Annotated in this window: 16 protein-coding genes and 1 pseudogene; 7 read left to right on the plus strand and 10 right to left on the minus strand. The window is 70.3% G+C overall.

Features of this window, described 5'->3' with window-relative positions:
- Positions 1-351: 351 nt before the first annotated feature.
- Both ACFYZ8_RS31505 and ACFYZ8_RS31510 read left to right on the plus strand, forming a co-directional pair.
- Positions 352-1,215: a deoxyribonuclease IV gene (locus tag ACFYZ8_RS31505; protein WP_388542347.1), complete on the plus strand. Its 864-nt coding sequence runs from the start codon at positions 352-354 to the stop codon at positions 1,213-1,215.
- A gap of 83 nt (positions 1,216-1,298) precedes the next feature.
- Entirely contained in the window at positions 1,299-1,769 is a 471-nt protein-coding gene (locus ACFYZ8_RS31510) for a DUF4396 domain-containing protein (protein WP_388542345.1), read from the plus strand.
- A 3-nt stretch (positions 1,770-1,772) separates the two neighbouring features.
- On the opposite strand, the gene ACFYZ8_RS31515 is transcribed toward ACFYZ8_RS31510, so the two are convergent.
- On the minus strand, positions 1,773-2,405 hold the full coding sequence (locus ACFYZ8_RS31515) for a sulfite oxidase-like oxidoreductase (RefSeq protein WP_388542343.1): 633 nt from the start codon (positions 2,403-2,405) through the stop codon (positions 1,773-1,775).
- Between the two features lie 177 nt (positions 2,406-2,582).
- On the opposite strand from ACFYZ8_RS31515, the gene bfr reads away from it, so the two are divergent.
- Positions 2,583-3,062 carry a bacterioferritin gene (gene bfr, locus ACFYZ8_RS31520; protein ID WP_007381448.1) on the plus strand — a complete coding sequence of 160 codons (480 nt, stop codon included), beginning with the start codon at positions 2,583-2,585 and terminating at the stop codon, positions 3,060-3,062.
- Here the strand turns inward: bfr and ACFYZ8_RS31525 are convergent.
- Positions 3,059-3,265, minus strand: coding sequence for a (2Fe-2S)-binding protein (locus ACFYZ8_RS31525; RefSeq protein ID WP_359029420.1), 207 nt, complete (start codon positions 3,263-3,265; stop codon positions 3,059-3,061). The two genes, bfr and ACFYZ8_RS31525, sit on opposite strands and share 4 nt — an antisense overlap.
- A gap of 122 nt (positions 3,266-3,387) precedes the next feature.
- Complete coding sequence (locus ACFYZ8_RS31530; protein ID WP_388542341.1) at positions 3,388-4,740, minus strand: class II 3-deoxy-7-phosphoheptulonate synthase; 1,353 nt, start codon at positions 4,738-4,740, stop codon at positions 3,388-3,390.
- A gap of 96 nt (positions 4,741-4,836) precedes the next feature.
- Here ACFYZ8_RS31530 and ACFYZ8_RS31535 point away from each other — a divergent pair, with 96 nt between their 5' ends.
- Together ACFYZ8_RS31535 and ACFYZ8_RS31540 are read left to right on the plus strand one after the other, a co-directional pair.
- Positions 4,837-4,893 (plus strand): trp operon leader peptide, encoded by a 57-nt coding sequence (locus ACFYZ8_RS31535; RefSeq protein ID WP_078912442.1) that lies wholly within the window; start codon positions 4,837-4,839, stop codon positions 4,891-4,893.
- A gap of 125 nt (positions 4,894-5,018) precedes the next feature.
- A complete protein-coding gene (locus tag ACFYZ8_RS31540) occupies positions 5,019-6,920 on the plus strand; it encodes an anthranilate synthase family protein (protein WP_388542339.1) in 1,902 nt (633 codons plus the stop codon).
- Here the strand turns inward: ACFYZ8_RS31540 and ACFYZ8_RS31545 are convergent.
- The 5 genes and pseudogenes from ACFYZ8_RS31545 to ACFYZ8_RS31565 all read right to left on the minus strand — a co-directional run bounded on the left by ACFYZ8_RS31545 (position 6,872) and on the right by ACFYZ8_RS31565 (position 11,735).
- Positions 6,872-7,867, minus strand: a complete 996-nt coding sequence (locus tag ACFYZ8_RS31545) for a 2-hydroxyacid dehydrogenase (RefSeq protein ID WP_388542337.1) — start codon at positions 7,865-7,867, stop codon at positions 6,872-6,874. The genes ACFYZ8_RS31540 and ACFYZ8_RS31545 overlap by 49 nt on opposite strands.
- A 64-nt stretch (positions 7,868-7,931) precedes the next feature.
- Positions 7,932-8,960: a 6-phosphofructokinase gene (locus ACFYZ8_RS31550; protein WP_388542336.1), complete on the minus strand. Its 1,029-nt coding sequence runs from the start codon at positions 8,958-8,960 to the stop codon at positions 7,932-7,934.
- A gap of 53 nt (positions 8,961-9,013) precedes the next feature.
- Positions 9,014-9,688, minus strand: coding sequence for a response regulator transcription factor (locus tag ACFYZ8_RS31555; protein WP_359029415.1), 675 nt, complete (start codon positions 9,686-9,688; stop codon positions 9,014-9,016).
- Positions 9,685-10,911, minus strand: a complete 1,227-nt coding sequence (macS, locus tag ACFYZ8_RS31560; RefSeq protein ID WP_388542334.1) for a MacS family sensor histidine kinase — start codon at positions 10,909-10,911, stop codon at positions 9,685-9,687. The genes ACFYZ8_RS31555 and macS overlap by 4 nt, the downstream gene beginning before the upstream one ends.
- Before the next feature lie 44 nt (positions 10,912-10,955).
- Positions 10,956-11,735 (minus strand): annotated as a pseudogene (locus tag ACFYZ8_RS31565) (lysophospholipid acyltransferase family protein).
- Between the two features lie 144 nt (positions 11,736-11,879).
- Here ACFYZ8_RS31565 and ACFYZ8_RS31570 point away from each other — a divergent pair.
- A complete protein-coding gene (locus ACFYZ8_RS31570; protein WP_388542333.1) occupies positions 11,880-12,659 on the plus strand; it encodes an alpha/beta hydrolase in 780 nt (259 codons plus the stop codon).
- A complete protein-coding gene (locus tag ACFYZ8_RS31575; RefSeq protein ID WP_359029411.1) occupies positions 12,652-13,260 on the plus strand; it encodes a hypothetical protein in 609 nt (202 codons plus the stop codon). The genes ACFYZ8_RS31570 and ACFYZ8_RS31575 overlap by 8 nt, the downstream gene beginning before the upstream one ends.
- A 6-nt stretch (positions 13,261-13,266) precedes the next feature.
- Here the strand turns inward: ACFYZ8_RS31575 and ACFYZ8_RS31580 are convergent, their stop codons facing one another.
- Together ACFYZ8_RS31580 and ACFYZ8_RS31585 are read right to left on the minus strand one after the other, a co-directional pair.
- Positions 13,267-13,974 (minus strand): endonuclease/exonuclease/phosphatase family protein, encoded by a 708-nt coding sequence (locus ACFYZ8_RS31580; RefSeq protein WP_359029410.1) that lies wholly within the window; start codon positions 13,972-13,974, stop codon positions 13,267-13,269.
- 67 nt (positions 13,975-14,041) lie between these two features.
- On the minus strand, positions 14,042-14,995 hold the full coding sequence (locus ACFYZ8_RS31585) for an ROK family glucokinase (RefSeq protein ID WP_007381458.1): 954 nt from the start codon (positions 14,993-14,995) through the stop codon (positions 14,042-14,044).
- Positions 14,996-15,019 lie beyond the last annotated feature (24 nt).

Raw genomic sequence — 15,019 nt, forward strand, 5'->3', positions numbered from 1 at the left:
CTGCGTCGGAATGGACCGCGGGCCGTTGGCCGCGTACGGCGGGAAGGGGACGGGGTGGGGGGTGTCCGCCCGCAGCGGCCGGCGTCCGTTATCCAGTACTGCTCAAGAGACCGAGCCGCCGGACCGAGGACGGATACCCCCCACCCCGGCCCCGACCCACAACCCACCGCACGCGCTACACAAGCCCCCGCCGAACCGCAGCAGGCCGCCGCAGGTATCTCAGGGGCGCGGGACTGTGTCCATATGCGGCTCCGCCGCGTGGGCGCAAAACGCCCGCCCCCACCCACCCGCACCCGCACCCGCACCCGCACCCGCACCCGCACACAACCGCCCAACCGCCGGAGGTGACCCGTGACAACACAGCGCAACCCCATCGGCGGCCACATCCCCGTAGCCGGTGGTCTCCACTCCGTGGGGCTCTCCTACGCCCGTGACCTGAACGCCGAGACCGTGCAGGTCTTCGTCGCCAACCCGCGCGGCTGGGCCACCCCCGTCGGCAACCCCCGGCAGGACGAGGCGTTCCTGGAGGCCTGCGCCGAGGACGCGATCCCGGCGTATGTGCACGCCCCGTACCTGATCAACTTCGGCTCGCACACCGAGGCGACCGTGGAGAGGTCCGTCGACTCGCTCCGGCACTCCCTCAGGCGCGGGCGGGAGATCGGCGCGCGCGGTGTCGTCGTGCACACCGGCAGCGCGACCGGCGGCCGGGACCGTTCCATGGCCCTGAAGCAGGTGCGGGAGTACATGCTGCCGCTCCTCGACGAGCTCACCCACGACGACGACCCGTACCTGCTCCTGGAGTCGACGGCCGGCCAGGGCTCCTCGCTCTGCTCGCGCACCTGGGACTTCGGCCCGTACTTCGAGGCCCTGGACGCCCACCCGAAGCTGGGCGTCTGCCTGGACACCTGCCACATCTTCGCGGCCGGCCACGACCTGACCGGGCCGAGCGGCATGCACCAGACGCTCGACCTGCTGGTGGACACGGTCGGTGAGGGCCGCCTGAAGCTGATCCACGCCAACGACTCCAAGGACGTGGTCGGCGCCCACAAGGACCGCCACGAGAACATCGGCTCCGGCCACATCGGCGAGGATCCGTTCCGCGCCCTGATGACCCACCCGGCCACCGAGGGCGTCCCCCTGATCATCGAGACCCCCGGCGGCAAGGAGGGGCACGCGGCGGACGTGGAGCGGCTGAAGAAACTCCGGGACGGTTGACCCGGCAGGAGTGAGGGAATACCCCCAGGGGGTATACGGTTCGTGTTGAGCACAGGAACCGTCACCTGACATTGGGGGCACTCATGCAGCACCAGCCGAACGGATGGTCCACCGCAGTCCAGGCCACCCTCCACTGCCTCACCGGCTGCGCCATCGGTGAAGTGCTCGGCATGGTCATCGGTACCGCGCTGGGCTGGGGCAATCTGCCGACCACCGTGCTGGCGATCGTCCTGGCGTTCTTCTTCGGCTACTCGCTCACCCTGCGCGGCGCCCTGAAGGCAGGTCTGGACTTCCGGGCCGCGCTCCGGGTGGCGCTGGCCGCCGACACCCTGTCCATCGCCGTGATGGAGCTGATCGACAACGGCGTGATCACCCTGTGGCCGGACGCCATGGACGCGGAACTCGCCGATCTGCTCTTCTGGGCCTCACTGGCGATCTCGCTGGCCATCGCGTTCGTCGTCACCGTGCCGGTCAACAAGTGGATGATCGGCCGCGGCAAGGGACACGCCGTGGTCCACCAGCACCACCAGCACCACCAGGACCACGCGCACTGAGCGTCACAGCTCGGGGCCGTCCCCCGGCTCCTCCTGGTAGGAGTAGCGCTGCTCCTTCCAGGGGTCGCCGACGTTGTGGTAGCCGCGCTCCTCCCAGAACCCGCGCCGGTCGGCGGTCATGTACTCCACACCACGGACCCACTTGGGACCCTTCCAGGCGTAGAGATGGGGGATGACCAGCCGGAGCGGGAACCCGTGCTCCGCGGTCAGCAGCTCCCCGTCCTTGTGGGTGGCGAAGATCGTGCGCTCGGAGGCGAAGTCCGCGAGGCGCAGGTTGGCGCTGAAGCCGTACTCGGCCCAGACCATCACATGAGTGACTGCCGGGGCGGGCGGGGCGATCTCCAGGATGGCGCGGGCGGGAATGCCGCCCCACTCGGCGCCGAGCATGCTGAACTTGGTCACGCAGTGCAGGTCGCCCACGACGGTGGCGTACGGCAGGGCCGTGAACTGCTCGTGGTTCCAGCAGTGCTTCTCGCCGTCCGCGGTGGCCCCGAAGACCCGGAACTCCCAGCGCTCGGGCCGGAACCTGGGCACCGGCCCGTAGTGCGTGACGGGCCAGCCGCGCTGCAGCCGCTGGCCCGGCGGAAGCTCGGAGTGCGCCGCTTCTCCACTCTCACGCTCCACCGGCTGCCCCATGCCTTCCATCCTGACAGACCCGAGTGGATGCACCTGACCAGGCTCCACCCAATACCTGCCAAATTGGACTAAGCATGCCCTTACTTACTAAGTGAAGACTTACTGGACGATCTTCTTCCCCGGTGCGAGGATGCGGCGCAACCTGCCAGTTCCCCACGGTTGGAAGGAGCCTCTGCGATGCAGGGCGACCCCGAGGTCATCGAATTCCTCAACGAGCAGCTCACGGGCGAGCTCACCGCGATCAACCAGTACTTCCTGCACGCGAAGATGCAGGAGAACTTCGGCTGGACGAAGCTCGCGAAGTACACGCGGCACGAGTCGTTCGACGAGATGAAGCACGCCGAGGTGCTGACCGACCGCATTCTCTTCCTGGAGGGGCTGCCGAACTACCAGCGGCTGTTCCATGTGCGCGTGGGCCAGACCGTCAAGGAGATGTTCGAGGCCGACCGGCAGGTCGAGGTGGAAGCGATCGACCGCCTCAAGCGGGGTATCGAGGTGATGCGCGCCAAGGGCGACATCACGTCGGCGAACATCTTCGAGTCGATCCTCGCGGACGAGGAGCACCACATCGACTACCTCGACACACAGCTGGAGCTTCTGGAGAAGCTCGGCGAGGCGCTCTACATCGCACAGCTGATCGAGCAGCCGGAGAGCTAGGCCGCCTCGTCCAGTTCGACTTCGACGACCGCGGGACGCGGGCACGCCCCCCGGCCCAGGATGGCCTGGATGCGCCGTACACAGGAACCGCAGTCGGTGCCCGCCTTGCAGGCGGAGGCTATCTGGCGCGGGGTGCAGGCGCCGTTATCCGCGTGTTGCTTGACCTGCGTCTCGGTCACACCGAAGCAGCTGCAGACGTACACGCGGATTCACCTCCCGCCGAGATCGATAAGGCTAACCTAACCTTACCCGGCGCCGGGTGAGCGCAAAAGTGGCGTGGGGCGCGGATCGTATGTGATCCGCGCCCCACATCCGTCTCACGGACTCACTGGTCCCGGTACATCTCCGCGACGAGGAACGCCAGGTCGAGGGACTGGCTGCGGTTGAGCCGCGGGTCGCAGGCCGTCTCGTAGCGCTGGTGCAGGTCGTCGACGAAGATCTCGTCGCCGCCGCCCACGCACTCGGTGACATCGTCACCGGTGAGCTCGACGTGGATGCCGCCCGGGTGGGTGCCGAGGCCCTTGTGGACCTCGAAGAAGCCCTTGACCTCGTCGAGCACGTCGTCGAAGCGGCGGGTCTTGTGGCCGGAGGCCGCCTCGTAGGTGTTGCCGTGCATCGGGTCGGTGATCCAGGCGACGGTCGCGCCGGAGGCGGTGACCTTCTCGACCAGCTCGGGCAGCTTGTCGCGGACCTTGTCTGCGCCCATGCGCACGATGAAGGTCAGCCGGCCGGGCTCGCGGTCCGGGTCCAGGCGCTCGATGTACTGCAGCGCCTCCTCGGCCGTGGTCGTCGGGCCGAGCTTGACGCCGATCGGGTTGCGGATCTGCGAGGCGAACTCGATGTGCGCGTGGTCCAGCTGCCGGGTGCGCTCACCGATCCACACCATGTGCGCGGAGACGTCGTACAGCCGCCCGGTGCGCGAGTCCACGCGGGTGAGCGCCGACTCGTAGTCCAGCAGCAGCGCCTCGTGCGAGGAGTAGAACTCGACGGTCTTGAACTCCTCCGGGTCGGTCCCGCAGGCCCGCATGAAGTTCAGCGCCTGGTCGATCTCCCGGGCGAGCTGCTCGTAGCGCTGGCCGGAGGGGGACGACTTCACGAAGTCCTGGTTCCAGGCGTGCACCTGGCGCAGGTCGGCGTAGCCGCCGGTGGTGAAGGCGCGCACCAGGTTGAGCGTGGAGGCGGACGCGTTGTACATCCGCTTCAGGCGCTCGGGGTCCGGGATCCGGGCGGCCTCGGTGAAGTCGAAGCCGTTGACGGAGTCGCCGCGGTAGGTCGGCAGCGTCACGCCGTCGCGGGTCTCGGTCGGCTTGGAGCGCGGCTTGGAGTACTGGCCGGCGATGCGGCCGACCTTCACGACCGGCACCGAGGCGGCGTACGTCAGCACGGCGCCCATCTGGAGCAGGGTCTTGAGCTTGTTGCGGATGTGGTCCGCGGACACGGCGTCGAAGGCCTCGGCGCAGTCGCCGCCCTGGAGGAGGAACGCCTCTCCCTTGGCGACGGCCGCCATCCGGGCGCGCAGCTGGTCGCACTCGCCCGCGAAGACGAGCGGCGGATACGACTCGAGGTCCGCGATCACTGCGCGCAGAGCCTCGGTGTCGGGGTACTCGGGCTGCTGCGCCGCGGGCAGGTCTCGCCAGGTGTTGCCAGCGCTCGCGCTGGTCTTAGCGTTCACGGTCACGACGTCAACATTACGGGGTCGTGTCATGGCTCCAGCGTCGTGCCCAGCAAATGAGACACACGGGACGCGGGCCGGACGTGGGGTAGGGTGCGTCGCATGTTCGCGCTTTCGACCCAGAACTGGTGGTGGACCGCTCATCCGGCGGCCCACTGACTGCGCGTACGCAAGACTTCGCGAAGGCCGCCCGAGGGGCGGCCTTCGGCGTTTCCGGGGTCGTTCCTCACCGACATCGAGTCATCGACAGCTACATCGACAGCTATATCGACAGCTGAGGAACCATGGACCTGACACAGCTCGTGCACGACGACCGTCCGTTCGCCCTGCTGCGCCGCCGCACCCCCGGGCACGACGAGAACACCGTGGAGGTGCTGCTCGGCCCGGTCAGCACCTACGACCGTCTCGCCGATCTCCCCGACGAGGGCCTGGCGCTCGTCCCCTTCCGCCAGATCCGCGAGCGCGGTTTCGACGTGCGGGACGACGGGACGCCGCTCGCCGTGCTGACGCCCGAGGAGACCCACACGCTCTCCCTCTCCGACGCCCTCGCGCAGCTTCCCGCCCACGACGTCCGCGTCCAGAACGGCGGCTTCGACGTGCCCGACGAGGAGTACGCCGGGATCGTCGGGCGGGTCCTGCGCGAGGAGATCGGGCGCGGCGAGGGCGCCAACTTCGTGATCCGGCGGACCTACGAGGGCGAGATCCCGGGGTTCTCCCGCGCGGACGCCCTCGCGCTGTTCCGGCGGCTCCTGGTGGGCGAGCGGGGCGCGTACTGGACCTTCGTCGTGCACACCGGTGAGCGCACCCTGGTCGGCGCGAGCCCCGAGGTGCACGTCCGGATGAGCGGCGGGACCGTCGTCATGAACCCGATCAGCGGGACGTACCGCTATCCCGCCGAGGGCCCCACCCCCGAGCACCTGCTGGACTTCCTCGCCGACGGCAAGGAGATCGAGGAGCTGTCGATGGTCGTCGACGAGGAGCTCAAGATGATGTGCACGGTCGGTGACATGGGCGGGGTGGTGATCGGGCCCCGGCTGAAGGAGATGGCCCATCTCGCGCACACCGAGTACGAACTGCGCGGCAAGTCCTCGCTGGACGTGCGGGAGGTCCTGAAGGAGACCATGTTCGCGGCCACCGTCACCGGCTCGCCCGTGCAGAACGCCTGCCGGGTCATCGAGCGGCACGAGGCCGGCGGGCGCGGCTACTACGCGGGCGCGCTGGCGCTGCTCGGCCGGTACGCGGGTGGCGGGCGGGAAGGATCTGGCGGGGCGCAGACCCTGGACTCCCCCATCCTCATCCGCACGGCGGACATCTCCGCCGAGGGGCGGCTGAAGGTCCCGGTCGGCGCGACCCTCGTGCGCGGTTCGGACCCGGTGAGCGAGGTCGCGGAGACCCACGCGAAGGCGGCGGGAGTGCTGGCGGCTCTCGGCGTACGGCCGTCCCGGCCCCGTGCGGAGCACGCGCGTGTGAGTCTCGCCGAGGACCCACGCGTGCGTGCCGCGCTCGACGGGCGCCGCGCGCACCTCGCCCCGTTCTGGCTGCGGATGCAGGAGCCCCTGAAGGAGCTGACCGGGCACGCCCTGGTCGTCGACGGGGAGGACACCTTCACGGCGATGCTCGCGCACGTGCTGCGGTCGGGCGGCCTGGAGGTGACCGTGCGCCGCTATGACGAGCCCGGTCTCAGGGAGGCGGTGCTCGCGCACGAGGGCCCGGTCGTCCTGGGCCCCGGCCCGGGGGACCCCTCCGACGAGACCGACCCGAAGATGCGGTTCCTGCGGGCCCTGACCGCCGAGGTGATCGGGAACCACCGGCACGGCGTGCTCGGCGTCTGCCTCGGGCACGAGCTGATCGCGGCCGAGCTGGGGCTGGAGATCGTCCGCAAGGAGGTGCCGTACCAGGGGGCGCAGACGACCCTCGACCTGTTCGGGCGGGCGGAGACGGTCGGCTTCTACAACAGCTTCGTGGCGCGCTGCGACGACGAGGCCGCCCGGGAGCTTGCCGCGCAGGACGTCGAGGTGAGCCGGAGCGGCACGCACGAGGTCCATGCCCTGCGCGGGCCGGGCTTCGCCGGCGTGCAGTTCCACCCCGAGTCGGTCCTGACGCTGAACGGCGCCGCCGTCGTACGGGAGCTGATGGCTCAGCTGCGGGGCACCAGCACGTTCTCGGAGCGGCGGCCCGCCTTGTAGTCGAGGACGTTGTTCACCGTGGCGTCGATGATCTGGCCGACGGCGTCCTCGGTGTAGTACGCCTGGTGGGAGGTGACCAGGACGTTGGGGAAGGTGACCAGGCGGGCCAGGGTGTCGTCCTCGATGGCCTCCAGGGACCGGTCGACGTAGAACAGGCCCGCCTCCGCCTCGTACACGTCCAGGCCGACGCCGGCGAAGCGGCCCTCGCGCAGTTCGGCGACGAGGGCCGCGGTGTCGATGAGGCCGCCGCGGCTGGAGTTGACCAGGATCGCGTCGTCCTTCATCGCCTTGAGGGCGGCGGCGTCGAGGAGGTGGGTGGTCTCCGGCATCAGCGGGACGTGCAGGGTGATCAGGTCGGACTCGGCGAGGAGCTGTTCCTTGGGGACGTACTCCATGCCGAGTTCCCGGCAGACGGGGTTCTCGGCGACGTCCCAGCCGAGCAGGCGCATGCCGAAGCCGTGGGCGATCCGGGTGAAGGCCTCGCCGATCTTGCCGGTGCCGAGGACGCCCGCGGTGCGGCCGTGCATGTCGCGGCCCATCAGCCCGTCGAGCCGGAAGTCGAAGTCACGCGTGCGCGTGGAGGCGCGCACGACATGGCGGTTGACGGCCATGGCGAGGGTCCAGGCGAACTCGGCGACCGAGTACGGCGAGTAGTACGAGACCCGGGCGACCGTCAGGCCGAGGCGCTCGGCCGCCGTGAGGTCGATGTTGTTGTAGCCGGTGGAGCGCTGGGCGATCATCCGGGTGCCGCCCGCCGCGAGGACCTCCAGGACGCGGGCGCCGAGCTCGGCGTTGACGCTGGTGGAGACGGTCTCGTAGCCGGTCGCGATGGGGGCGGTGTCCTCGTTGAGGAAGACGTCCAGGCAGCGGACCTCGTGGTGACCTTTGAACGCCCGTTCGATCAAGGGCTTCTCGTCCGCCTGGACCCCGAAGGCAAGAATCTCCACGAACCGGCTCCCGTTCTGGTGGGTTATGGGCCGAATATACGGCCCACAACCCCGGGTTGCCGGTTCAGCCGAAGAACACCCCGACCTCGTCGTACAGCTTCGGATCCACCGTCTTCAGCCGTGCCGTGGCCTCCGCGATCGGCACCCGCACGATGTCGGTGCCGCGCAGGGCGACCATCGTGCCGAAGTCGCCGTCGCGCACGGCGTCGATGGCGTGCAGCCCGAAGCGGGTGGCGAGCCAGCGGTCGAAGGCGCTGGGGGTGCCGCCGCGCTGGATGTGGCCGAGAACGGTCGTGCGGGCCTCCTTGCCGGTGCGCTTCTCTATCTGCTTGGCCAGCCACTCGCCGACCCCGGACAGCCGCACATGCCCGAAGGAGTCGAGTGACTCGTCCTTGAGGACCACGTCGCCGTCCTTCGGCATGGCGCCCTCGGCGACGACCACGATCGGGGCGTACGACGCCCTGAAGCGGGAGGTGATCCAGGCGCACACCTGCTCGATGTCGAAGCGCTGCTCGGGGATGAGGATGACGTTGGCGCCGCCCGCCAGGCCGGAGTGCAGGGCGATCCAGCCGGCGTGACGGCCCATCACCTCGCAGACCAGGACCCGCATATGGGACTCGGCGGTGGTGTGCAGGCGGTCGATGGCCTCCGTGGCGATGCCGACCGCGGTGTCGAAGCCGAAGGTGTAGTCGGTGGCGGAGAGGTCGTTGTCGATGGTCTTCGGTACGCCGACGCAGGGCACACCGTGCCGTTCGGAAAGCTCCGCGGCGACACCGAGCGTGTCCTCGCCGCCGATCACGATGAGCGCCTCGACCTCCCGCGCGGCCAGGTTCTCCTGGATCCGCCGGATGCCGTCCTCCCGCTTCAGCGGGTTGGTGCGGGAGGAGCCGAGGATGGTGCCGCCGCGGGGCAGGATGCCGCGCACGGCCGGGATGTCGAGGGGGACGGCGGCGTCCTCCAGCGGCCCCCGCCAGCCGTCCCGGAAGCCGGTGAAGTCATAGCCGTACTCCTGAACGCCCTTGCGGACGATGGCCCGGATGACGGCGTTGAGGCCGGGGCAGTCGCCGCCTCCGGTCAGTACTCCGACGCGCATGGACAGTTCCCTTCGCCGCAGGTGCCTGACGAAGGGTCAGTGTGACGCCCGTCTCACTCGTCGTCGAGGCCTCGTTCTATGGCGTACCGAACCAGTTCCACCCTGTTGTGGAGTTGCAGCTTTCCGAGGGTGTTCTGGACGTGGTTCTGGACCGTGCGGTGGGAGATGACCAGGCGTTCGGCGATCTGCTTGTAGCTCAGGCCCTTGGCGACCAGGCGCAGCACCTCGGTCTCGCGCTCGGTGAGCTGCGGGGCCTTCGGCTGGTCGGGGTCGGTGGTGGGCGCGGGGTCGGAGGCGAGGCGGCGGTACTCGCCGAGGACCAGTCCGGCGAGGCCGGGGGTGAAGACGGGGTCACCGACGGCCGTGCGGCGGACCGCGTCCAGGAGTTCCGCGGTCGACGCCGACTTCAGCAGATAGCCGGTGGCGCCCGACTTCACGGCTTCCAGGACGTCGGCGTGCTCCCCGCTCGCCGACAGCACGAGGACGCGCAACGCCGGGTTGTGGCCGACGAGTTCCTTGCAGACCTGGACGCCCGGCTTCACCGGCAGGTTCAGGTCGAGGACCAGTACGTCGGGCCCGGCGGCCTTGGCCCGGCGTACGGCCTGGTCGCCGTCGCCCGCGGTGGCGACCACGTCGAGCCCGGCCTCCGCCAGGTCCCGGGCCACCGCGTCACGCCACATCGGGTGGTCGTCGACCACCATGACCTTGATCGGGTCCTTGTCACTCATCGCTGTCCTGCCTTCCCCCGTGAGACCTTCGGTACCTTCAGTTCGACCTCCGTGCCCTGCCCCGGAGGCGAGATCAGCTCGGCGCTGCCGCCGAGGTCGCGCAGCCGGCCCCGGATCGACTGGGCCACTCCGAGCCGCCCCTCGCCCTCGGCCTGCACGAGCCGCCCCTCCGGGATGCCGGGTCCGTCGTCCCGTACGGTCACGATCACCTCGTCGGGTTCGTCCTCGACGAGGATCCACGCGCGCGCCTGCTCACCGGCGTGCCGGTGCACGTTGTCCAGGGCGGCCCCCACGGCCGCGGCCAGCTCTCGGGCGGCGGGCGGCGGCAGCGGGACGGGGGCGCCGGGCTCGACGAGCGAGACCTTCGCCGAGGCGTACGGGGTGAGCAGCGCCCGCAGGTCGAGCGGCCCGTCGACCGACCCGCCGTCCGGCTCGTCGTCGACGACGTGGACGACGGCTCCCTGGGTCACGTCGTCGGACACCCGGGACACCGATGTCAGGCCGCCGGAGACCAGGGTGCGCAGCGCGACCTCCTGCTCGCCGGCCATGCGGCCCAGCTCGGCCGCCTCGCCGCCCAGGACCGCGCCCCGGCGCTGCACCATGGCGAGCACCTGGAGGACGCTGTCGTGGATGTCCCGGGCCAGCCGCTCCCGCTCCCGGGTCGCCGCCTCGATCTCCAGGGCGCGGGCGAGGGTGCGCTCGGAGGCGCGGGCGACCTCGACGACGTAGCCGATGGCGATGGAGGCGACCCAGACCAGGATCACGTTGTGGACCGTGTCGCGGGCCGGGTGGCCGCGCTCGATCAGGTTGGCGACGGCGACCGGCGTGGAGGCGAGCGCGGCCCAGCGCCAGCCGCCCTTGATGGCGAACGCCAGGACGGAACCGGCGGTCCATATCGACGGCAGGGTGGAGCCGCCGCTGTCGATGTGGTGGTCGGTGACGACCAGCGGGGTCAGCACGATCCCGGTGACCGCGATGGCGAGGTCCACGGCGAGGAAGCGCTTGGTGCACGCGGCCGCGTTCTGGACGCGGGGCAGCGTGGCGAGCGTCCACACGCACAGGACGACGTAGTAGGCGATGGCGATGCCGGGCCGGTCGTACTCGTCGTAGGCGGTGGCGAAGAGCCCGACCGCGTAGAGCATGGTGAGCACGCGGTACCCGGTCAGGGCACGCCACAGCGGCTGCTCGACCGACATGCGCATGACGCGTACCTGCTTGGCCATGGCCCTCTCCCCCACCCCGCCCCGGACTGCCGTGTCCCAGGATCCTAGGACGCGGAGCCGCCGGGCTTGTCCTCCTCGGCCTTCGCGACAGCGGCGTCGGCCTTCGCGGCAGCCGCCCTGGCCGCCTTCTCGGCCTTGGCCGCCTCCGAGATCCGCCGCTTGGCCGCGGTCGCGTAGATGTCGACGTACTCCTGGCCGGAGAGCTTCATGATCTCGTACATGACCTCGTCGGTCACCGCGCGCAGCACGAAGCGGTCGTGCTCCATGCCCTGGTAGCGGCTGAAGTCCAGGGGCTCGCCGATGCGGATGCCCGGGCGCATCAGCTTGGGCATCACCTTGCCGGGCGGCTGGATCTTCTCGGTGTCGATCATGGCGACCGGGATCACCGGGGCGCCGCTGGCGAGCGCCACGCGCGCGAGACCGCCGGGCTTGCCGCGGTAGAGGCGGCCGTCGGGCGAGCGGGTGCCCTCGGGGTAGATGCCGAACAGCTCACCGCGCTCCAGGACGTCGAGGCCGCTCTTGATGGCCGCCTCGCCCGCGCCGCGCGCCCCGGAGCGGTCCACCGGGAGCTGGCCGACGCCCTTGAAGAAGGCGGCCGTGAGGCGGCCCTTCACGCCGGGCGTGGTGAAGTACTCGGCCTTCGCGATGAAGGTGACCTTGCGGTCGAGGACCGCGGGCAGGAAGAAGGAGTCGGAGAACGACAGGTGGTTGCTCGCCAGGATGGCGGGGCCCTAGGCGGGAATGTTCTCGAGGCCTTCCACCCAGGGCCTGAAGGCGACCTTCAGCGGCCCGCCGATGGCGACCTTCATCGTGCCGTACAACAACCGAGTGCCTCCTGAGTCCGTGGATCAGACCTTAACCCGGAGCCCTGTCAAACAGTCCGACGGCCCTGGTCGGTGTCAGTGCGGTCGCGTACGGTGAACCTCACCTGGACTTGCTCACGCTTCTTTCATGAACAGGAGACCTAGGTGCCGGTCCTCCCCGGAGCCGAGCCGTTCCGCCATGAGGGCGGGGAGGCCGGTGTCCTTCTCTGCCACGGCTTCACCGGTTCCCCCCAGTCGCTGCGTCCCTGGGCCCAGTACCTCGCCGAGCACGGCCTGACGGTCTCCCTGCCGCTGCTGCCCGGGCACGGGACCCGCTGGCAGGACATGGCCCTGACGGGCTGGCAGGACTGGTACGCCGAGGTGGACCGCGAGCTGCGCGCCCTCAGCGAGCGCTGCACCTCCGTGTTCGTGGCCGGCCTCTCCATGGGCGGCACCCTGGCCCTGCGCCTGGCCGCCAAGCACGGGGACGCGGTGAGCGGTGTCGTCGTCGTCAACCCGGCGAACCGCATGCACGGCCTCGCGCCGTACGCCCTTCCGGTGGCCCGCCACTTCGTCCGTACGGCGCCCGGGATCGCCAGTGACATCAAGAAGGAGGGCAGCGTCGAGCTCGGGTACGACAGGGTGCCGCTGCACGCGGCGCACTCCCTGCGGACCTTCTTCCGGCAGGTCGACGGCGAGCTGCCGCAGGTCACCCAGCCGCTCCTCGTGCTGCGCAGCACGCAGGACCATGTGGTGCCGGCGGCCGACTCCGCGCGCGTGCTGAGCCGGGTGTCCTCCACGGACGTAACTGAGATCGTGCTGGAACAGAGCTACCACGTGGCGACGTTGGACCATGACGCGGAGCGGATTTTCGACGAGAGCCTCGCGTTCATCGGCCGGCACACCACCGGCATCGGCAGTGAAGGGACGGCCGCCCGTGGCTGAGCACGACTCCGACCGTGAGGGCCGCGAGGGCCACGAGGGTCACGAGCCGGACGAACAGGGCGTCCCGTTCGACGAGGAGGCCGCGTGGGCGGCCATCGTCGCCGGGTACGGCGAGGAGCCGCCGGACCCGCCGGGCACCAAGCCGTTCAAGTCCGTCGAGGATCTCGCGCTGCTGGAGACCGAGACGAACGACGAGCCGGCGGTCACCGAGACCCAGCCCAAGAAGGACGCGCCGAAGAAGGACGAGAAGCCCGCGAAGCCGCTGGGCGGCTCCGTCGCCTTCGCGCCCGGCGTCGGGCCGCGTGACTACAGCTCCCCCGAGCCCTCCGAGGACGACTTCGAGGAGGACGACGAGGGGCACTTCGTGCCGCCGGAGCCGCCGCCGCTGCCCGCCGCCGACACCACCGCGAAGTTCGCCTGGCTGGGGGTGCTGGGCGGTCCGCTCCTGCTGCTGCTCTCGGTGCTGCTGGGCTGGGAGATGACGTGGTGGCTGGCCACGGTGGGGATCGGCGGGTTCCTCGGCGGCTTCGTCACCCTGGTGACGCGGATGCGGACGGACGACGAGGACACCGACGACCCCGGCCGGGGTGCCGTGGTCTAGTCCGGCTCAGTTCGCTGGGACTCCGAGGGTGGCCAGGACCGGGAGATGGTCGGAGGCCGCCCTCAGGTCTGCCTCGGTGATGCCGGGAAGGCCGAGGGGGACTCCGCAGCCGACCACCTCGATGCCCTTGCCGGCGAAGATCGCGTCGATGCGCCGGTGGGGTTCGGTGCGGGTCCAGGTGAGTTCGCCGCCGGTGGGACTGGTCGCCCAGCAGTCCTGAAGGCTGTCCGCGATGCGCGAGAAGGCGGGGCCCGTGGGGCGTTCGTTGAGGTCGCCGCCCGCGACGACGTGGTCCACACCCATCCCGGCGAGGCGGTCGAGGAGCAGGCCCGCCTGGTCGTACCGCTCGTCCTTCCGCAAGGACAGGTGACAGCTCAGGACACCGAGCCTGGCGCCGCCGAACCGTACGACGGCGGTGGCGAAGCCCCGGCGGTGCTCGCCTGGGGTGAGGGGGAGCAGGACGTCCTCGGTGCGCTCCACGGTGGCGCGGAGGTCGCAGAGGATCGCGGGGCCCGCCGCGGTGCCGCCGCCGGTGAGGATGACCAGTCCGGAGGCCGACGCCAGCCTCGCCAGCTTCTTGCGCCAGCGGAAGAAGCGGGGGGCCTCCTGGATCAGTACGAGGTCGGGTGCGCAGGCGCTGATGACCCGGGCGAGAGCGTCGGTGTCGTCGCGCATGGAGCGGATGTTGTAGCTCAGGACCTTGACCGGAACCATGTGGATCAATGTACGCCCAAGACGGAGGGGCGCGGTTCCCCGCGCCCCTCCGAAGGAAAAGTGACCGTCACATGATCGGGTCGGGCTCTCTCGCCAGGTCCGCCGCGCCCACCAGGCCCGCCTTGTTGCCCAGCTGGGCCGCGATGACGTCGGCGACCGGGCGCCAGTTGCCGCCGACCAGCCAGCGCTTGTACGACTTGCGGATCGGGTCCAGGACCAGTTCGCCCTCGTCGGACAGGCCGCCTCCGACGATGAAGGCGGAGGGGTCGAAGAGGGAGGCCAGGTCGGCCAGGCCCGCGCCGGCCCAGCGGGCGAGTTCGCGGTAGGAGTCGACGGCGACCGGGTCGCCCTGCCGGGCGGCCATGGAGATGTGCTTGCCCTCGATGCCGTCGGGGCTGCCGTCGCCGAGGCCGAGAAGGATCTCGGCGTTCTCCGGGGTGGCGTTGGCGCGCTGCTTGGCGTACCTCACCAGGGCGCGCCCGGAGGCGTACTGCTCCCAGCAGCCCTGCGAGCCGCAGCCGCACAGGAGGCCGTCCGGGACCATCCGGATGTGGCCGAACTCGGCCGCCACGCCGAAGTGTCCGCGGCGCAGCTTGTTGCCGATGATGATGCCGCCGCCGAGGCCGGTGCCGAGCGTGATGCAGATGACGTTGCGGTGGCCCTTGCCCGCGCCGAACTTGTACTCGCCCCACGCGGCCGCGTTGGCGTCGTTCTCCACGACGACCGGAAGGCCGACACGGGTCTCGACCTTCTCCTTCAGCGGCTCGTTGCGCCAGTGGATGTTGGGGGCGAAGTAGACCTCCGAGCGCTGGCGGTTGACGTATCCGGCCGCACCGATACCCACGCCCACGATGTCGTGCCCGGCGCGCGCGCCCTCCACCGCCGAGGCGATCGCGTCCACGATGCCTTCGGCCGTGCCCGGGGTCGGCACCTTGTGGGTCGAGAGGATGTTGCCTTCCTCATCGACCACGCCGGCCGCGATCTTCGTGCCGCCGATGTCGACGCCGATGGTGAGTCCCATGAATCCCTCAGTTTCGGTCGAGCC

The organism is Streptomyces sp. NPDC001668 (genome assembly GCF_042893155.1).
Taxonomy (GTDB): Bacteria; Actinomycetota; Actinomycetes; order Streptomycetales; family Streptomycetaceae; genus Streptomyces.